Annotated in this window: 14 protein-coding genes and 1 tRNA gene; 4 read left to right on the top strand and 11 right to left on the bottom strand. The window is 74.0% G+C overall.

The window, feature by feature from the left end; translation table 11 throughout:
* Positions 1-150: 150 nt before the first annotated feature.
* Positions 151-1062: a TIGR03564 family F420-dependent LLM class oxidoreductase gene (locus ABZT47_RS17310; RefSeq protein WP_354842331.1), complete on the bottom strand. Its 912-nt coding sequence runs from the start codon at positions 1060-1062 to the stop codon at positions 151-153.
* 165 nt (positions 1063-1227) lie between these two features.
* Between ABZT47_RS17310 and ABZT47_RS17305 the strand changes: the two genes are divergently transcribed.
* Positions 1228-1662: a hypothetical protein gene (locus ABZT47_RS17305; RefSeq protein ID WP_354842328.1), complete on the top strand. Its 435-nt coding sequence runs from the start codon at positions 1228-1230 to the stop codon at positions 1660-1662.
* Between the two features lie 84 nt (positions 1663-1746).
* On the opposite strand, the gene ABZT47_RS17300 is transcribed toward ABZT47_RS17305, so the two are convergent.
* From ABZT47_RS17300 to ABZT47_RS17290, 3 genes are all read right to left on the bottom strand, one after another.
* A complete protein-coding gene (locus ABZT47_RS17300; RefSeq protein WP_354842325.1) occupies positions 1747-2646 on the bottom strand; it encodes a sugar phosphate isomerase/epimerase family protein in 900 nt (299 codons plus the stop codon).
* Positions 2643-3791: a dihydrodipicolinate synthase family protein gene (locus ABZT47_RS17295; RefSeq protein ID WP_354842322.1), complete on the bottom strand. Its 1149-nt coding sequence runs from the start codon at positions 3789-3791 to the stop codon at positions 2643-2645. Before ABZT47_RS17295 ends, ABZT47_RS17300 begins: the two co-directional genes overlap by 4 nt.
* Before the next feature lie 181 nt (positions 3792-3972).
* Entirely contained in the window at positions 3973-5124 is a 1152-nt protein-coding gene (locus ABZT47_RS17290; RefSeq protein ID WP_354842320.1) for a Gfo/Idh/MocA family oxidoreductase, read from the bottom strand.
* 201 nt (positions 5125-5325) lie between these two features.
* Here ABZT47_RS17290 and ABZT47_RS17285 point away from each other — a divergent pair.
* The 3 genes from ABZT47_RS17285 to ABZT47_RS17275 all read left to right on the top strand — a co-directional run bounded on the left by ABZT47_RS17285 (position 5326) and on the right by ABZT47_RS17275 (position 8212).
* Positions 5326-5399 (top strand) — tRNA-Met (locus ABZT47_RS17285).
* Positions 5400-5764: 365 nt separating this feature from the next.
* Positions 5765-7480 (top strand): IlvD/Edd family dehydratase, encoded by a 1716-nt coding sequence (locus ABZT47_RS17280; RefSeq protein ID WP_354842317.1) that lies wholly within the window; start codon positions 5765-5767, stop codon positions 7478-7480.
* A gap of 54 nt (positions 7481-7534) precedes the next feature.
* Complete coding sequence (locus ABZT47_RS17275; protein WP_354842315.1) at positions 7535-8212, top strand: DUF6518 family protein; 678 nt, start codon at positions 7535-7537, stop codon at positions 8210-8212.
* Positions 8213-8306: 94 nt separating this feature from the next.
* Here ABZT47_RS17275 and ABZT47_RS17270 read toward each other — a convergent pair whose 3' ends face one another.
* From ABZT47_RS17270 to ABZT47_RS17240, 7 genes are all read right to left on the bottom strand, one after another.
* Entirely contained in the window at positions 8307-9320 is a 1014-nt protein-coding gene (locus ABZT47_RS17270) for an alcohol dehydrogenase catalytic domain-containing protein (RefSeq protein ID WP_354842312.1), read from the bottom strand.
* Between the two features lie 80 nt (positions 9321-9400).
* On the bottom strand, positions 9401-10189 hold the full coding sequence (locus ABZT47_RS17265; RefSeq protein ID WP_354842309.1) for an IclR family transcriptional regulator: 789 nt from the start codon (positions 10187-10189) through the stop codon (positions 9401-9403).
* A gap of 26 nt (positions 10190-10215) precedes the next feature.
* Positions 10216-11154, bottom strand: coding sequence for a ribonuclease Z (locus ABZT47_RS17260; protein WP_354842306.1), 939 nt, complete (start codon positions 11152-11154; stop codon positions 10216-10218).
* Between the two features lie 8 nt (positions 11155-11162).
* Positions 11163-12050, bottom strand: coding sequence for an alpha/beta hydrolase (locus ABZT47_RS17255; RefSeq protein ID WP_354842303.1), 888 nt, complete (start codon positions 12048-12050; stop codon positions 11163-11165).
* Between the two features lie 137 nt (positions 12051-12187).
* Positions 12188-13975: a prolyl oligopeptidase family serine peptidase gene (locus ABZT47_RS17250; RefSeq protein WP_354842301.1), complete on the bottom strand. Its 1788-nt coding sequence runs from the start codon at positions 13973-13975 to the stop codon at positions 12188-12190.
* Positions 13935-15764 carry an N-acetylglutaminylglutamine amidotransferase gene (locus tag ABZT47_RS17245; protein WP_354842298.1) on the bottom strand — a complete coding sequence of 610 codons (1830 nt, stop codon included), beginning with the start codon at positions 15762-15764 and terminating at the stop codon, positions 13935-13937. The genes ABZT47_RS17250 and ABZT47_RS17245 overlap by 41 nt, the downstream gene beginning before the upstream one ends.
* Positions 15764-18322: a carboxylate--amine ligase/circularly permuted type 2 ATP-grasp protein gene (locus ABZT47_RS17240; RefSeq protein ID WP_354842295.1), complete on the bottom strand. Its 2559-nt coding sequence runs from the start codon at positions 18320-18322 to the stop codon at positions 15764-15766. The genes ABZT47_RS17245 and ABZT47_RS17240 overlap by 1 nt, the downstream gene beginning before the upstream one ends.
* Positions 18323-18324 lie beyond the last annotated feature (2 nt).

Raw genomic sequence — 18324 nt, 5'->3', positions numbered from 1 at the left:
GGTGAAGAGACGCGCCCGGCGAACGTACGCGGTCACCGCACCAGGCGCGGCCCGGGGTGAAGAGACGCGCCCGGCGAACGTACGCGGTCACCGCACCAAGTGCGGCCCGGGGTGGAGAGCCGCGCCCGGTGAACGTCTGTGGTCACCGCACTAGGTGAGCAGGCTTGTGAGCAGGCGCCGGGTGCGCGCGGCGTCCTCGCCCGTGACGAAGGTGGCGGCGGCGAAGTCGGTCACCCCGAGCGCGGCGAGGTCGGCGATCTGGGCGGCGACCTCGTCCTCCTCGCCGATGATCGCCACGTCGCCGGGGCCGGCCGCGCCCTCCCGGTCGAGCATCGCGCGGTAGGAGGGCAGTTGGCCGTAGATGGAGAAGACCTTCGAGGCGCGCTCCCTGGCGGCGTCCCGGTCGCCGGTGACGGCGACCGGGAGCGCGCACACGACGCGCGGGGCGGGGCGTCCCGCCTCCGCCGCGGCCCCGGTGATGGCCGGGACGACGTGGTCGGCGATGGTCTTGGGCCCGGTCATCCACAGGATCGTGCCGTCGGCCGTCTCCCCCGCCAGGCGCAGCATGCGGGGCGCGAGCGCGGCGATCAGCAGGGGCACCCCCTCCCGGGCGCGCGGAGTGCCCAGTTCGACGTGGGCCCGGAGCGTCTCGCCGTCGACGTCGGCCCGCTCACCGCGCAGCAGGGGGGCCAGCACCGCGAGGTACTCGCGCATGTGCCGCGCCGGCTTGTCGTAGCTGTAGCCGTACATGTCCTCGATGACGACCCGGTGCGACAGCCCGACGCCGAGCGCGAGCCTGCCGCCGAGGGCCAGGTCGGCGGTGAGGGCCTGCTGTGCCAGGACGGCCGGGTGGCGCGGGTAGGTCGGCACGACGGCGGTGCCGAGCTCGATGCCGGGGACGCGGGCGCCCGCGGCCGCGAGCGCGGTCAGCGCGTCGAGCCCGAAGATGTTGGAGACCCACGCCGAGGCGAACCCGTCGGCGGCGGCGCCGGCGATGCGCTCCTCCAGCTTGACGATCGCGTCCGGCCCCGAGGGCTCGTTGAGGTACAACCCGATGCGCATCCGTCCGTCCCGTCCACTCACCATACCGAATGAAATTCTGTTCCTGTGCGGGTTCATGGTACGCATCCGCGCGCCGTCCGCGAACGCGCACACGCGGGCGCGCGTCCACGGCCGCCGGCGGACGCCCGCGCCGCGCGCCGGAGGATGATCGGTAGAGTGGCGGGGATGCGGGGTGTCCTGGCGTGCGGTCTGGTCCTGCTGCTGGCCTGCGCCTGCGGCGGCCCCGAGCCGTCCTTCGAGCAGGCCGCGCGGTTCCTGCGCGACGACGGCGCCGCGCTGAGCCGGCTCTCGCTGCCGGGCAAGACCACGGCCTTCACCCGCGAGACGACCGGCTGCCCGGCGGGCACCGCCCGCAGCGTCTACAGGCTCACCGGCGACCTGCCCGCCGAGCCCGACGCCCACGCCATGGCGACGGTCACCGCCATCCTCGCCTCCGATCTCCATCGCATGGGCTACCAGGAGGGCGACAGCCCGCAGGAGCGGTTCGGCGTGAACGTCAGCACGATGAAGAAGGAGTCGCTCGGCATCGTGGTCACCGTCATCGTGCGCTCGGGCCGGCCGAACGTCGAGGTCACCGGCACGACGGCCTGCGCCTCCTGACCGGAGGTACCGCCGGGCGGCTCCGGAGCGCTCCGTCCGGCCCGGCGGTGCGGGCGGCACCGCCGGGCGCACCGGGCGCGTGCTCTACAGGACCTCGGTGACGTAGCGGCGGATCAGCGTGGCGATCACCTCGTGGCCGTCGGCGTCCCACACGTCCGCGTTGAAGATCTCCACCTCGACGAACCCGGTGTACCCCGCCGCGTCGACGGCGGCGCGCAGCGGGCGGAAGTCGATCACGCCGTCGCCCATCATCCCTCGGCCGAGCAGCGGATCCGCGGGCAGCGGCACCAGGTAGTCGCAGACCTGGAACGCCGCGATGCGCGGGCCGGCCCGGGCGACCTGCGACAGCACCTCCGGATCCCACCAGACGTGGAAGGTGTCGACCACCACGCCGACCGCCTCGGCGGGCCAGCGGGCGGCCAGGTCGACGGCCTGGCCGAGCGTCGAGAGCACGGCGCGGTCGGCGCAGTACATCGGGTGCAGCGGCTCCAGGGCCAGCCGCACGCCCGCCCGCACCGCGTACGGCACCAGTTCCTCCAGCACGGAGGCCACCCGGGCGCGCGCGCCGGCCAGGTCACGGGACCCGGCCGGCAGCCCGCCGACGACCATGACCAGGCAGCCGGCGCCCAGGGTGGCGGCCTCGTCGATGGCACGGCGGTTGTCGTCGAGCGCGCGGGAGGCGCCGGCGGGGTCGGCGGCGGTCAGGAAGCCGCCCCGGCACAGCGACGACACCTGGAGCCCGGCGTCGCGGACCAGCCGGGCGGTCGCGGCCAGGCCGTGCTCGGCGACCTGCTCGCGCCACAGGCCGATCGCGGGCACGCCGAAGCGCGCGCAGCCCGCGACCGCCTCGGCGACGCCCCACCGGCGGGTCGTCCACTGGTTGAGGGACAGCCGGGCGAGCCGCGGATCGCCCGGCGGCGGCGTCCGGACCGTCGCCGGGCGCCCGGACGGCACGTCCACGGCGGGGCCGTGGCGCGCGCTCACGCCGCCACCCCGGCCGTGGCGAGCAGGGCGCGCATGCGGGCCTGCGCCAGTACGGGATCGGGCAGCAGTCCGGCCCGTCCGGCCAGCCGGAACACCTCGGAGAGGTGGACGATCGAACGGGCGGACTGCGCCCCGCCGACCATGGTGAACGCGTCCTGGTGCCCGGCCACCCAGGCGAGGAACACGATGCCCGTCTTGTAGTGGTAGGTCGGCGTCTCGAAGAGCTTGCGGGACAGCGGGACGGTCGGCTCCAGCAGTTCCCGGTAGCGGGCGGCGTCGCCGGCGTCCAGCGCCTGGAGGGCGGCCGACGCCACGGGGGCGATCGGGTCGAAGACGCCGAGCAGGGCGTCACTGCCGGACTCGATGAGCGGCGAGTAGTCGAAGTCGTCCCCGGTGTAGAGCCGCACGCCCGCCGGGAGGGCCTCGCGCAGCCGCACCTCGCGCTCGGCGTCCAGCAGCGAGACCTTGACTCCGTCGACGCGGCCGGCGTGCTCGTGGACCAGCGTGAGCAGCGCGTCGGTGGCGGCGTCCAGGTCGCGCGAGCCCCAGTATCCGGCGAGCGACGGGTCGAACATCTCGCCCAGCCAGTGCAAAATGGCCGGCCGATCCACCTCCGCCAGCAGCCTGCCGTAGACGGCGTGGTAGTCGCCGGGCGTGCGCGCGACCGCGGCGAGTTGCCTGCTGGCCATGAGGATCACCCGGGCCCCGGCCGCCTGGACGGTCTCCACCTGCTCGCCGTACGCCTTCAGCACCTCCTCGCACGTGGCGGCCTGCGGCGCGTGGTCGGTGCCGGCCCCGCAGGCGACGAGCTCCGCCGGGTCGCCGAACCGCGCCGCCTCGGCCGCGGTGCGCCGGATCAGCTCGCGGGTCGCCGGCCAGTCCAGGCCTGTGTTGCGCTGCGCGGTGTCCATGGCGTCGGCCACGCGCATGCCGTAGGACCACAGGTGGCGGCGGAAGCGCAGCGTGGCCTCCCAGTCGACCCGCGCGGGGGCGCCCGGGGTGTTGTCGCCGAGCGGGTCGGCGACGACGTGCGCGGCGGCGTAGACCACGCGGGAGCGCGGCGGCCCCGGCGGGAGCGGCCACGCGGCGGGCGGGCCCGGCTCGTACGGCTCCAGCGTCCCCTCGGCGGTGGGCAGCAGGATCATCGGACCCCTTCCCCTACGGACGGCGGCATGGCGCGGGACGGCGGGAACCCGGCGCGGGTACGCGGAGGCACATGGGCGGACCTCCGGGGAACGCCGCAGGTCCGCGCGGACACGGGGTCGGACCACCATGGCGCGGGGCCGGACCACGAAGGCACGGGGCCGGACCACGAAGGCTTGGCGGTCACAACACGAGCTCCGGCAGCTCGACGCGGCGGCCCTCCGCCGAGGACCGCAGGCCCGACTCGGCGAGCTGCACGCCCCGCGCGCCTGACAGGAAGTCGTAGGGGAAGGGGGTGTCCTCCACCACCGATCGCACGAACATCTCCCACTGCGCCTTGAAGCCGTTGCCGAACTCCTCGTTGTCCGGGACCTCCTGCCAGTCGTCGCGGAAACGGTGGGCGACCGGCACGTCGGGGTTCCACACCGGTTTGGGGGTGACGGCGCGGTGCTGGACGCGGCAGCCGCGCAGCCCGGCGACCGCGCTGCCCTCGGTGCCGTCCACCTGGAACCGCACCAGCTCGTCGCGGTCGACCCGGACGCACCAGGAGGAGTTGATCTGCGCGATCACGCCGCCGGACAGCTCGAAGATGCCGTAGGCGGCGTCGTCGGCCGTGGCGCGGTAGGCGCGGCCCGCCTCGTCGACGCGTTCGGGGATGTGGGTGGCCACCCGCGCGGTGACCGCCTCCACCCGGCCGAACAGGTTCTCAAGGACGTAGGACCAGTGGCAGAACATGTCCAGGGTGATGCCGCCGCCGTCCTCGGCGCGGTAGTTCCACGACGGGCGCTGGGCGGGCTGCCAGTCGCCTTCGAACACCCAGTAGCCGAACTCGCCGCGCACCGACAGCACGCGCCCGAAGAAGCCCCCGTCCAGCAGCCGCCTGAGCTTGAGCAGGCCCGGCAGGAACAGCTTGTCCTGGACGACGCCGCCGCGCACCCCGGCGCGCGCGGCCAGCCGGGCCAGCTCGACGGCCCCCTCCGTCGTCGTCGCCGTCGGCTTCTCGGTGTAGACGTGCTTGCCGGCCTCGATCGCCCGGGTGATGGCCGCCACCCGGGCCGGGGTCACCTGTGCGTCGAAGTACACCTGGTTGTCCGGGTCGCGCAGCGCGCCCGCGAGGTCGGTGGTCCAGCTCTTGAGGTTGTGCCGCTCGCAGATCTCGCGCAGCTTGGCCGCGCTGCGGCCGGCCAGCACCGGTTCCAGCAGCACCCGGTCACCGCCGGACAGGGCGACGCCGCCCTCGTCGTTGATGGCCAGGATCGAGCGGACCAGGTGCTGGCGGTACCCCATGCGGCCGGTGACGCCGTTCAGCACGACGCCCAGGGACCGTGTCGTCACCCCGAACCCTCCTTGCCTCTTCAACGGTAGGAGAAGGCGCTGCCGGCATCGATGCGGGTCAAGGCTGCGGAAAGCGCTTTCCATGGCACCTTAGGTTCCCGTTCCCGGATGGTCAAGAACGCCGCCGCACCCTCGACCACCGTGGACGCCGCCGGTTTCGGTTTGCGCGGATCGAGATCGGCGGTATCGTAGAGGAACCGACGCGGGGTGGAGCAGCTCGGTAGCTCGCTGGGCTCATAACCCAGAGGTCGCAGGTTCAAATCCTGCCCCCGCTACAAAGAGAAGGCCCTGGACGACCGGCACGCCGGCGACCAGGGCCTTCGTCGTTCCCGCCCTCTCGCCGGCCACCGCGCCTTCCCCCTCTGACGGGGCTTCCGCGTGACCGCGCTGGTCGCGCGCCGGTCCACGCCCCGGCCGATGGTCCGGCCCCGGCGAGGGCTCTTCCCCGTCCTCGGGACCTGCCGTCACCTCCGATGGGGCGCCTTTTGGTCACGCGTCCCCGCCCACTCCGTCATGCGCACGCGCGCCACCGTGCGTGCGGTCGTCGTGGCGTCCGGCGGGGTGCCGCGCGGCGAGGCTGGAAGCTACGATGAGCCTGTTCCGCATATCAAGCTTAAGTTCCACATATTGGAATAGGGCGATGGCTGATCTTCGCAGTGCACAGTGGTACGCCGGAAACGACCGCAATGCCTACATCCACCGCGCCTGGATGCGCCGAGGCGTGCCCGGCACCGCGTTCGAGGGGCGGCCGCAGATCGCGATCGCCAACTCCGCCTCCGACCTGACCCCGTGCAACAGCCACCTCAACGAGGTGGCCGAGAGCGTCAAGCAGGGCATCTGGGAGGCCGGCGGCGTGCCGCTCAACCTGCCGGTGGTGTCGCTCGGCGAGACGCAGGTGCGCCCCACCGCGATGCTGTGGCGGAACATGGCGGCGATGGCCACCGAGGAGATGCTGCGCGCCAACCCGATCGACGGGGTGGTGCTGCTCGGCGGCTGCGACAAGACCATCCCGTCGCTGCTGATGGCCGCGGCCTCGGTGGACCTGCCGGCGGTGGTGGTGCCCGGCGGTCCCATGCTGACCGGCACCTTCCGGGGAGTGCCGCTGGGCTGCGGCACCGACGTGTGGCGGCTGAGCGAGGAGGTGCGCGCCGGCACGCTGTCGGAGCAGGCGTTCATGGACTCCGAATCCTCGATGATCCGCAGCCGCGGGCACTGCAACACGATGGGCACCGCCTCCACCATGGGCCTGCTCGCCGAGGTCCTCGGCACCACCCTTCCGGGCACCGCCGGCCTGCCCGCCCCCGACAGCCGGCTGCTGGCCCGTGCGCACGAGACCGGCCGCCTGATCGTGGAGATGGTCGCGGAGGAGCGCCGGCCCAGCCGGGTGCTGAGCAGCGGTTCGTTCCGCAACGCGATCATCGCGCTGGCCGCGCTGGGCGGGTCCACCAACGCCGTGGTGCACCTGCTGGCGATCGCCGGCCGCCTCGGCATCCCGCTCACCCTGGACGACTTCGACGAGGTGGGCGCCGGCGTGCCGCTGCTGGTGGACCTCCAGCCCGCCGGACGGCACCTGATGGAGGACCTGCACCGCGCGGGCGGCCTGCACGCCGTGCTGCGGGAGGTGGTGGACCTGCTGGACCAGGACGCCCTCACCGTCACCGGCCGGCCGCTGGTCGACTACCTGCCCGAGGCGCAGATCTGGGACCGCGAGGTCATCCGCAGCCGCGGCGAGCCGTTGCAGGGCGAGGCCGGCATCGCCGTGCTCCGCGGCAACCTCGCCCCGCAGGGGGCCATCATCAAGCCGGCCGCCGCCTCCCCCCACCTGCTCCGCCACCGGGGGCGGGCCGTCGTCTTCGACTCCATCGAGGACTTCCACGCGCGCATCGACGATCCCGAGCTGGACGTGGACGCCGACTCGGTGCTGGTGCTGCGCGGGTGCGGGCCGAAGGGGTACCCGGGCATGCCGGAGGTGTCCAACATGCCGCTGCCCGCCAAGCTCCTCAAGGAGGGCGTGCGCGACATGGTGCGCGTGTGCGACGGGCGGATGAGCGGCACCGCGTACGGCACGGTGGTGCTGCACGTCGCCCCCGAGGCGGCCACCGGAGGTCCGCTGGCCCGCGTCCGCACCGGCGACTGGATCATCCTCGACGTGGAGGCCAGGCGCATCGACGTCGACGTGCCGCAGGAGGAGCTCGACGCCCGGGCGCCGTCGCAGGCGATGACCGACGGCCTGGCCCGGCCGCGCCGCGGCTGGGAGGAGCTGTACGTGCGCACGGTGATGGGCGCCGACACCGGAGCCGACCAGGACTTCCTCCTCGGCGCGAGCGGCCACGAGGTCTCTCGCGAGTCCCACTGACGCGACGCCGCCCGGATGAGGGCGCAGGTCGGAGGGCACGTAGGCTTCGGCGTCATGACATCGGAACCGGACGCGCCCGCGGGGCGGCGGGGAACACCCGCCGCGCCGCGGGCGACCGTTGACCCGGCGGAGAACACCCCGCCCCGCACCTGGGTCGTGGCGGTCGTGGCGGTGGCCGCGGGCGTGCTGCTCGGCCTCCTCGACCTGCTCGCCCAGGTGACCCTGCCTTATCCGTGGGCCGACCTGGCGAACTCACCGGCGGTGTGGGCGGCCGCGGCCTTCGCCGTCGGCGCCTGGGCCAGGCGAGGCCTGGTAGGTGTCTGCGTCGCCGCGGTGGTCCTGCTCGTCCTCGCCGTGGAGACCTACTACGCCGCGGCCGTCGTCTTCCGGCACGACGACGCGGCGAGTTTGTACAACCAGGTCGCCTGGATGTGGATAGGGTTCGGCGTGGTGGCGGGAGTCGTCTTCGGCGTCGCCGGCGTCTGGTACCGCGGCCCCGACAGGTGGCGGGCGGACATCGGCCTGGCCGCGCTGGGTGGGGTCTTCGTCGCCGAGGCGGCCAAGGACGCGCGGGCGGGGACCTTCGGCCTGCCGACGGTGCTGATCCTCACCGTGATCGCGTTGCTGGTGCCCATCGCGCTCGGCCGTTCGGCACGGCACCGTCTGGAGAGCCTGGCGCTGGTCGTGCCGCTCGCACTGCTCGGAGCCGTCGCGTATATCGTCGTCATGTGATCCATCCCGGCCCGGCGGCCGAGCGGCGGGCCGGCCGTGAGGAGACCGTCCCCGGTGTCCGCGGCGTCGTCGTGTGTCCCGGCGGGGGACGCGGTCAGCGTCGCGGGTCCACGTGGATCTTCGGAGCGTGGCCCCATGCGGGCGGGCGGCGCCCGGCCAGCACGCCGGAGATCTCCTCCAGTGTCACCGTCGCGGCCACGAGCGGGCGCGGGTCCACCGCGCCCGAGGCGTACAGCGCGATCGTCTCGGCCATGCCGCCGAAGGCGCTGAGCACGCCGACGGCGGTGACGTCCTTCAGCGCGACGGCCCTGCTGTCGACCAGGCTCGGCCCGGAGGACAGGCCGATGAACACCACCCGCCGTCCCGGTTCGACCAGGTCCACGGCGAGGGCGGGCAGCGCGGGGGCGCCTGAGGCGTCGATCACGGCGTCGAAGCGCAGGCGGGGCAGCGTCTCGCGGGTCCAGACGTGCGCGAAGCCGAGGGAGCGGGCGAAGTCCAGGGACGGGGCGGCGAGGCCGAGCAGGTGCACCTCGGCGCCCTGAGCGGCGGCGATCTGGGCGGCGAGCAGGCCGATCGTGCCCGGGCCCATGACCAGCAGCCGCTCCCCCGGCTCCAGCGCCGCGCCGCGGACGGCGCGCAGCGCGTTGCCGCCCGGCTCGGCGAGCGCGCCGAGCGCCGGGTCCATGCCGTCGGGCAGGGGGTGCAGCGCCGTCACCGGCACGGGCAGCCTCTCGGCGAGGGCGCCGGGCCATCCGTTGCGGATGCCGACCTCGTACCGGTCGGCGCACACGTGGCGGCGTCCGCTCGCGCACCGGTCGCAGCGCCCGCAGCCGAGCATGGTGTCGCCGGTGACCCTGCGGCCGAGCCAGGACGGTTCGACGCCGTCGCCGAGGACGCGCACGACGCCGCACCACTCGTGGCCGATGCGGACGGGGTAGCGGGCCTGGCCGTTGTGCAGGTAGGACATGTGGCCGGTGAGGAACTCCATGTCGGTGCCGCACACTCCGGCCCGTTCGACCTCGACGACCACCTCGCCGGGGCGCGGCTCGGGCGGCGCGACGTCACGCACGGCGGACGCGCCGGGACCGGTGACGACGAAGGCGCGCATCTCTCACCGCCCCGGCGTGGCGCACGGGCCTGGACGGCGCCCACGGGAGCGGCGGGACGGCGCCTTGGGGCGGCCGTGGGTCATCGCGGGGTCTCGTGTTCGGCGACCATGGCGCGGATGGCGGGCACCTGCTCGACCAGCCGGCTGAGGGGCGTGCGGTAGGCGGGCGCTGAGACGCTGACCGCGCCGCTCGGCACGGTCGGGGAGGTCAGGAAGGCAGGGACGGCGACGCAGACGATGCCGGGCTCGTTCTCCTGGTCGTCGATGGCGTACCCCCGCTCGCGGGTGGCGCGCAGTTCGGCGGCCAGCGCCCGCGCGGTGGTGACGGTGTTGCCGGTGCGGCGCTCGAGTGTGCGCCCGCCCGCCCAGGCGGCGACGGCGGCGTCGTCGGGCAGCGCGTGGGACAGGAGCATCTTGCCCACGGCGGTGCAGTGGGCGGGGTTGCGCCCGCCGACCGTGGAGGTCAGCTTGACGGCGCCGAGCGGCGGGTCGGCCTTGGACCGGTAGACGACCGTGGCGCCGTCCAGGATGGCGTAGTGCGCGGTCTCGCCGTAGCGCTCGGCCAGCGAGTGCAGCACAGGCCCGACGCGGACGTGGTCGGGGCGCGCCTCGTGGTGGGCGAAGGCCAGGCGGAGGAACTCGTCGCCCAGCACGTAGTGGCCGCGGCCGTTCCTGGTGGCGAAGCCGAAGCGCGCCAGCGAGGCCAGCGCGCGGTGGACCGTGGGCTTGGGGCTCGCGGCCGCGCGGGCCATCTCCTCGAGCGTGACGCCGTCGGGGTGGCGGGCCAGCTCGGCGAGGATGGCGAGCACGCGGCCGGCGCCGACGAGGCGTCCGGCGTCCTCGCCCGTCGTGTCGCCGTCGTCCGCCACGTTCCACATGGTAGACCACTATTTCACTATTTGGAACTCAGGTCTGCGGCTCGGCGGCGGGACGGCACGGGGACGCGGGTGAGGTCCTCGGCGACGACGATCTCGCCGGCGAAGTGGCGGGCCGCCTGGGCGCCGAACAGCGCGGGATCGCTGTAGCGCTGGGAGAAGTGGGTGAGCACCAGGCGCCGCACCCCGCACTCACGGGCCACGCGGCCGGCCTCGCCCGCCGTGAGGTGGCCGAAGTCGCGGGCCAGGCGGGCGTCCTGGTCCAGGAACGTCGACTCGATCACCAGCAGGTCGGCGCCGTCGGCCAGGGCGAACACCCCCTCGCACAGCCGGGTGTCCATGACGAAGGCGAACCGCTGGCCCGGCCGGGGCACGCTGACCTCCTCCAGCGTGACCGTGCGCCCGCCGGCGCGGAGCGAGCCCTCGCGCTGCAGCTCGCCCACGCGCGGGCCGGAGATGCCGTGCCGGCGCAGCCGTTCGGGCAGCATCCGGCGCCCGTCCGGCTCGACCAGCCGGTACCCGAACGCGGGCACCGGGTGGTCCAGGGGATGGGCCTCCAGGCGGCCGGACCGGTCCGCCGCGATCACGCCCGGCGACACGACCGGCTGCGCGATCACCGTGGCGGTCTCGTGGTAGGAGCTGGCGTGGCGCAGCCGGGCGAAGTAGTCGGCGCCCGACGCGGGGAAGTGGGCGTACACCGGGTGCGGGACGCGGTCCAGGGACATGCGCTGGATCACGCCGGGTACCCCGAGGCAGTGGTCGCCGTGGAAGTGGCTGATCAGGATGCGGTTCACGTCGGTCGCGGCGACCCCCGCCATGATCATCTGGCGCTGGGTGCCCTCGCCCGGGTCGAACAGCAGGCCCACGCCGTCCCAGCGCAGCAGGTAGCCGTTGTGGTTGCGGCGCCGGGTGGGCGTCTGGCTGCCCGTCCCGAGCACGACGAGTTCGCGCGAGGACACCGGCCGGCCTACAGGTGCCCGGCGAGGAACCGGGCCGTCGCCTCGACGGCCTGGGTGACATAGGGCTCGGTGTCGTACAGGTCGATGTGGAGCTTGGCGTCCAGCCAGACGATCTGCTTCGGCTCGCCCATGCGCTTGTAGGCCTCCTCGGCGCCCTCGGGCGAGCAGAAGCGGTCGACGACGCCGTGCACGATCAGCCCCGGCTTGGGCGACAGGAAGTCGGCGCCCATCATGTTGTCCACGGTGATCAGCTCGCGGATCGACGCGCGGGTGACCTCGTTCATCCACGAGGACGCCGCGGAGCGCTCGGTGCCGTAGTAGGCGAACGGCTCCTCGCCCGGCATGGCCGCCTCGCCCGACTCGGCCACCGCGGGGATGTACTCGACCGCGCCGCCGCGGTCCTGGCGTTCGAGGGCCTCGGTAAGGGACGCCAGCGCCTGCTGGTAGCCCTGGTCGGTCATGCCCGACCGCATGGCGTAGGGGTCATTGTAGGCCCCGGCGATGCCCACGAAGACCTTGACCCGCGGGTCGAAGGCGGCGAAGCGGAGGGCGTACCCGGCGCCGAGGCAGATGCCGACGGCCCCGACCCGGCCGCCGTCCACCGAGGGCAGGCCGCGCAGGAAGGAGACGGCGGCGCGCAGGTCGCGCAGCTTGCCCTGCGGGTCCTCCTGCCGCCGGGGCTCGCCCCCCGAGGCGCCGAAGCCGCGGTGGTCGAAGGCGAGCGTGAGGTAGCCGGCGTCCGCGAGCCTCGCGGCGTACAGGCCGGTCACCTGCTCTTTGACCCCGGTGAACGGACCGGTGAGCACCAGCGCCGGGTGGGGCCCGTCGCCGGGCGGGACGCGCAGGTCGCCGGCGAGCGTGACGCCGTCGGCCTGGAACTGAACGTGATCGGCCATGCCCCAAGTCAACCCCATCCGAGCCCCCGGCGGCTCCCCGATCACCGCGGGGCCGGACGGCACGGCCCCGCACGGCCCCGCGCCGCCCGGACGCCGCGGGCCGCCCGGACGCCGCGGGCCCGTGCGGGCATGCCCGGTCAGCAGAGCCAGCGGTCGCACCAGTCGACGACGGCGTCCATGAAGGCGATCTTGTTGGCCTTGCGGACGGTCTCGTGGCCCTCGTCCTCGAACAGCAGGTAGCGGCACGGGACGCCCCGGGCCGTCGCGGCGGCGACGACCTGCTCGGCCTCGTGGACCGGGACGTTGGTGTCCTGCGCCCCGTGGACGACCAGCAGCGGGGCGGTCAGCCGGTCGAAGGCGTGCAGCGGCGACAGCGACCACAGCAGCTCGCGGTCGGCCACCGGGTCGCCGTACTCGCTGACGGCCGCCGCGGCGATCCAGGGCTCGGTGCGGGCGTAGAAGGTGGCGAAGTCGGCCATGCCGCACACGTCGACCCCGGCTCGGAACAGCTCGGGATAGGTCACGAGCGCGGCGAGGGTGAGGTAGCCGCCATAGGAGCGGCCCATGCAGGCGACCTTCGCCGGGTCGGCGACGCCCGCTTCGACGAGGAACCCGGCGCAGTCGGCGACGTCGTCGATGGCGTGGAAGCGCAGCGCGTGGTTGTCGGCGTCCTGGAAGGCGCGCCCGAAGCCGGAGGAGCCGCGCACGTTGGGCGCGAAGACGCTGACGCCCGCCGAGAGCAGCCGCTGGAACAGCGGGTTGAAGCCCGGCCGCTCCTGGCTCTCGGGACCGCCGTGCAGCCAGATGGCGCACGGCCCCGCGCCGCGCCCGGCGCGGTAGAGCCAGCCGGTGAGCTCCAGGCCGTCCCTGGCGGCGAAGCGGACCAGCTCGGCGTCCACCTTGTGGGGCAGCGGCTCGTCCCCGGCCACCCGGTGGTAGACGCCGGTCGCCAGGTCGCACAGCAGCACGTGGGAGGGGGTGTCCGGTGACTCCCCCGCCATGACGGCCAGCGCGCCGTCCAGCGACAGCCGCGCGGAGGTGACCACCTCCACCGGCGGCGGCGGGAGCGGCCGGGTGGCGCCCTCGATCAGGTCGGCGACCTCCAGCTCGGAGCGCCCGGCGAGGTTCCAGGCCAGCAGGGCGACGGTGCCGTCCATGCTCACCGCGAACCGGTCGAGCTCGGCGTCGGGGCGCTCGGCGACGACGCGCGGGGCGCCGCCGACGGGCATGGCGATCAGGGCGGTGCGGTCGCGGCCGGCGTTGGAGCGGATGTAGGCGACCTCGCCGTCCGGGGACAGCGCGCCGAGGTCGGTCGAGGGCGGCAGCAGCGGCCGCTCCTCGCCGAAGGGCAGGTCGGCGACCGCCATCTCGCGCATCCCGCGCGGGCCGTGGCGCAGCAGGGCCCGGCGATGGTCGCGGCTGACCGCGCTCGGCCACATCAGCGGGCCGGCCGCGATGGTGTCGCGGTGGCCGAGGCGGGCGTCGATGAGCACCGCCTCGGTCGCGCCGGAGCCCGACAGCTCGGCGACCAGCAGCGTCGAGCCCTGCCCGGTCCAGCGGACGAACACCGCCGAGCCCCTGGCCGGGCTGCCGGTCGGGCCGGCGAGCAGGCGGCGGTCGGCGCCGTCCGGCCGCATCGCCCACACCTGGGTGTGCTCTCCCCCGCCGGGTGACACCGTGACGGCCAGCCACTCGCCGTCCGGCGACCACAGCACGTCGCCGACCGGCTCGGGGCCGGTGTCGAGCACCCGTGCGCGCCGCGCGCCGTCACGTTCGAGCGGCTGGACCCACACGCGTGGGGAGCCGTCGCGGTCGCTGACGTAGGCGACCGACCTGTTGTCGGGCGACAGGGCGGGCGATCGGCAGATCCATGAGATGTCGACGTCAGACTCCTTGTGCTTGCAACCACAACTCCAGGAGTCCAAGTTGCCACAACGCGTTGGCTCCCAGGGTCGTTCGGTGCTCACCGGGCGCGGCGAGCAGCTTGTCCACCATGGCGGGCCGGAACAGGCCGCGGTCGCGGGCCACCTGCCCGGTGAGGGCGTCGCCGACCAGGTCGAGGAAGGGCCCGTGGATGTGGCGGATGGCCGGGACGGGGAAATAGCCCTTGGGCCGGTCGATGACCTCGTCGGGGACCAGGCCGCGCGCGGCGGCCTTGAGCACCCCCTTGCCGCCGGAGGCCAGCTTCAGCTCCGGCGGGCAGGTGGCGGCCAGCTCGACCAGCTCGTGGTCCAGGAACGGGGTGCGGGCCTCCAGCCCGAAGGCCATCGTCATGTTGTCGACCCGCTTGACCGGGTCGTCGACCAGCATGACGCCGGTGTCCAGGCGCAGGACGGCGTCCAGGGCGGTGTCGGCGCCGGGCATGGCGAGGTGGCGGCGGACGAAGTCGCCGCTGACGTCCTCCTCCAGCAGGTAGTCCGGCTGGAGGATGCGGGCGAGCTCCTCGTGCGGGCGGTCGAAGAAGACCTTCGCGTACACCTCGGCGGCGTCCTCGCGCGCCACGTCCTCAAGCGGCGGGTACCAGTCGTAGCCGGCGAACACCTCATCCGCGCCCTGGCCGGACTGCACCACCTTGACGTGCTTGGACACCTCCTGCGACAGCAGGTGGAAGGCGACGCAGTCGTGGCTGACCATCGGCTCGCTCATCGCCGCCACGGCTCTTTCAAGGGACGGCAGCAGCCGCAGGTCGTCGACCATGATGCGGTGGTGGTCGGTGCCGAAGCGCCGGGCCACCAGGTCGGAGTAGGCGAACTCGTCGCCGGACTCCCCGCCCGCCGCGTGGAAGCCCACGCTGAAGGTCGCCAGGTCCCGCTGGCCCTCCTCGGCCAGCAGGGCGACGATCAGGCTGGAGTCCAGGCCGCCGGACAGCAGCACCCCGACCGGCACGTCGGCCACCATGCGGCGCCGCACGGCGGCCCGCAGGGCGTCCAGCACGGCTTCGCGCCACTCGCCAGGGCCCATCTCCTCCCGCCCGGCCCGCAGCACGTCGAGCTGCACCTCGCCGCTGCCGGGGGCGCCGCCGGTCGGGCGGGCGTAGGACGGGTTCCAGTAGTGGTCGTCGCTGCTCGTGCCGTCGGGCTCGATGGTGCGGACCGTGGCGGGCGGCAGCTTCTCCACGCCGGTCAGGATGGTGCGGGGCGAGGGCACCACCGAGTGGAAGGTCATGTAGTGGTGCAGCGCCACCCGGTCGATGTCGGTGGCCACGCCACCGCCGGCCAGGAGCGCGGGCAGGGTGGAGGCGAAGCGCAGCCGGGCGGCGTCCCGGGTGAGGTAGAGCGGCTTGATGCCGAGCCGGTCGCGGCCGAGGACGAGCCGGCCGGTGTCGCGTTCGGCGACGGCGAAGGCGAACATGCCCTTGAAGCGCTCGACGCAGCGCGGGCCCCAGTGGCGGTAGGACTTCAGCAGCACCTCGGTGTCGGAGGTGGAGAAGAACCGGTAGCCCTCCGCCAGCAGCACCTCGCGCAGTTCCCGGTAGTTGTACAGGCAGCCGTTGAACACCCCGGTCAGGCCGGCCTCGGCGTCGACCATGGGCTGGGCGCCCCGGTCGGACAGGTCGATGATGCGCAGCCGCCGGTGCCCGAGGGCGACCGGGCCGAGGGACCACAGGCCGGTGCCGTCCGGCCCCCGGTCGGTCATGGTCTCGGTCATGCGCTGGACGGCGCCGATGTCGGCCGCGCGACCGTCGAACCGGATCTCTCCGGCGAGACCGCACATCAGAGGGCCTCCTTCAGCAGCCAGGTGTCCTTGGCCCCGCCGCCCTGCGAGGAGTTGACGATCATGCTCCCGGCGGGGGCGACGCGGGTCAGCGCCGCGCGCGGGACGACCGCGTCCTTGCCCAGGAACACGAAGGCGCGCAGGTCGACGGCGTGCGGGCGCATCCGCTCGCCGTCGAAGGTGGGGTGGGTGGACAGGGCGATCGTCTCCTGGGCGACCCACCGCTCGGGCTCGGCGAGGATGCGCTCGCGCACCTGCTCCAGCTCCCGCGCGGAGGCGTGCTCACCGATGATCACCCCTTGGCCGCCGTAGCCGTCCACCGGCTTGACCACCAGCTCCGGCAGGCGGTCGAGGACCTGCTCGCGGTCCTCGGTCTCGCGGCACAGGTAGGTGGGGACGTTGGCGAGCAACGGGCGCTCTCCCAGGTAGTAGTCGATGAGCCGGGGCACGTAGCGGTACAGGCTCTTGTCGTCGGCCACGCCGTTGCCCGGCGCGTTGGCCAGGGTGAGGGCGCCGCTCTCGACGGCCTCCAGCAGGGCGGGGCCGAGCGGGCCGCCGAGCAGGTCGTCCTCGTCGATCCTGCGGTACAGCACGTCCACCCGCCGCCCCGCGGCGTACACGGCGCCGTCGCGGACCGACAGGTCGCCGGGCTCGGCCAGGACCGCGTCCATCTCCTCGGCGAGGGCGCGGTGCTCGTAGTAGGCGGGGTCGGAGGGCCCGGAGGTCACCACGCCGAGGACCGGGTCGGGGGCGGGGGAGGCAGCGAGCAGCGCCTCGCGCAGCAGCCCGGCGGCGCCCTCGGGGTCCAGGACGCCGGCACGGTCGAGTTCGGGGAGGGCGTGGACGGCGGTGCGGCGGTTGCCGACCGCGTAGCCGATGCCAGAGGGCACCCTGAGGTTGTCCTCCAGGACGACCCAGCGTCCGGCCCCGTCGCGGGCGACGTCGAGGCCGGCGACCGAGGCCCTGATCGCGGCGCTGTGCACCCGCCAGCCGGCGGGGCGGTAGCCCGGGGACTCGTCCACGATCCAGGCCGGGATCACCCGGTCCTTGATCACCTCGCGCCGGCCGTAGACGTCGCGCAGGAACGCCTCCAGGGCGCGGACCCGTTGCGGCAGGCCGCCGCTGATCTTGGCCCAGTCGTCGCCGGCGATCAGCCTCGGCACCAGGTCCAGGGGCATCTTGCGCCCGCTGCCCGTGCCGTCCCAGTCGAGCCCGTCCTGCAGCCCGTCCTGACCCTCGGCGCCAAAGATCATGCCGGTCTCGTTCATGTAGGCGTCGCGCATGACCTCGCGCCGGTACAGCTCCGCCGAACCGAGCTTGTCGAGGATCTGGAAGACCGGCTGGTAGGGCTCGCGCACGATGCCCTCGATCACGGCCTCGTCCTGCACCGCCCGGTAGTCCTCCAGCAACTCGGTGGTCAGGCGCGGGATGGGGCCGCCGAACTCCGCCTGCCAGCCGTCGGAGCGGGTGGCGGTCACCAGCCGGTCCACCACGTCGGCGAAGGTGCCGCCGTGCGCGAGGATCTGACGCTGGCGCTCGGCCGAGCTTCCCCGGCCGATCGCGTACTCGGCCAGCGTGGTGACGGCCTCCCAGTCGCCGGTGGCGGAAAGCTGGGGGCGCAGGCCGTCGAGCATCCGCCTGATCACCTCGGCGGCGGGCCTGGCCGTGCCGTCGGCCGGGTCGACCAGGGCCCCCTCCATGCCTGACCTGGCGGCCCGCCAGGTGGCGGCCCGCACCAGCTCCATGGGGATCTCCTGCTGGACGGGCCCGTCGTTCTCGATGGCCGCAAGCTCGCGCATGACCAGCGCGCGGAACACCCCGGCCAGCAGCAGGACGTCCTCCACCCGGGGGCAGGCGTCGCACATGCGCATCTCGACCGTGGACACGTGCGCCGAGGGGCGGACGTCGAAGTAGATCATCCCGGGGTCGCTGATCACGCCGGAGCGCACCAGGTCGGCGACCATCCGGTCGTACTCGGCGGCCGAGGAGAACCGGCGCACCGGCCCGGTGGTGGGCCAGCGCTGCCAGACCAGGGTGCGGGAGCTGGCGTACCCGCTGTCGGCGCCCATCCAGTACGGGGAGCTCGCGCTGAGCGCGAGCAGCGGCGGCAGCCACCGGGCGACGCGGTGGGCCACCTCGACGGCCAGGTCGCGGTTGGCCACGTCCACGTGCACCTGCGCGCCGCAGATCAGCTGCTCGCGGGTGAGGAGCTGGTAGTCCTCCAGCATCTTCTCGTACCGCGCGTCCGGCGAGACCTTGAGCGCGGCCCGGTCGACCAGCGGCACCGTGCCGGCGGCGACGATGCCGAGCCCGAGGCCGTCGGCCGCCTCGACGACCGTGCGGCGCAGCGCGGTCAGGTCCTGCCCGAGGTCCTCCAGACGGACATAGGGACGGCTGTTGGACTCCACGACCGAACGCTGCAGCTCATGGGTGAACCGCTCCTGCGGTAAACGCTCCAGCAGGCTCTCGGCGCGAGGCACCAGGTGGCGCGTCTCGAGGTCCACGACGTGGAATTCCTCTTCGACACCTACGGCGATCGATTCCCCGAGACCGGACATCC

It is taken from the genome of Sphaerisporangium sp. NPDC005289, from assembly GCF_040607455.1.
Taxonomy (GTDB): domain Bacteria; phylum Actinomycetota; class Actinomycetes; order Streptosporangiales; family Streptosporangiaceae; genus Sphaerisporangium; species Sphaerisporangium rhizosphaerae.
The sequence above is the reverse complement of the archived record's forward strand: the minus strand, read 5'-3'. Positions and strand labels throughout refer to the sequence as shown.

Bases quoted from the DNA above. Each gene is read 5' to 3' on its own strand.
- ABZT47_RS17310 (WP_354842331.1), bottom strand. From the start codon at position 1,062: ATGCGCATCGGGTTGTACCTCAACGAGCCCTCGGGGCCGGACGCGATC.
- ABZT47_RS17305 (WP_354842328.1), top strand. From the start codon at position 1,228: ATGCGGGGTGTCCTGGCGTGCGGTCTGGTCCTGCTGCTGGCCTGCGCC.
- ABZT47_RS17295 (WP_354842322.1), bottom strand. From the start codon at position 3,791: ATGATCCTGCTGCCCACCGCCGAGGGGACGCTGGAGCCGTACGAGCCG.
- ABZT47_RS17280 (WP_354842317.1), top strand. From the start codon at position 5,765: ATGGCTGATCTTCGCAGTGCACAGTGGTACGCCGGAAACGACCGCAAT.
- ABZT47_RS17275 (WP_354842315.1), top strand. From the start codon at position 7,535: ATGACATCGGAACCGGACGCGCCCGCGGGGCGGCGGGGAACACCCGCC.
- ABZT47_RS17270 (WP_354842312.1), bottom strand. From the start codon at position 9,320: ATGCGCGCCTTCGTCGTCACCGGTCCCGGCGCGTCCGCCGTGCGTGAC.
- ABZT47_RS17255 (WP_354842303.1), bottom strand. From the start codon at position 12,050: ATGGCCGATCACGTTCAGTTCCAGGCCGACGGCGTCACGCTCGCCGGC.
- ABZT47_RS17245 (WP_354842298.1), bottom strand. From the start codon at position 15,764: ATGTGCGGTCTCGCCGGAGAGATCCGGTTCGACGGTCGCGCGGCCGAC.
- ABZT47_RS17240 (WP_354842295.1), bottom strand. From the start codon at position 18,322: ATGTCCGGTCTCGGGGAATCGATCGCCGTAGGTGTCGAAGAGGAATTC.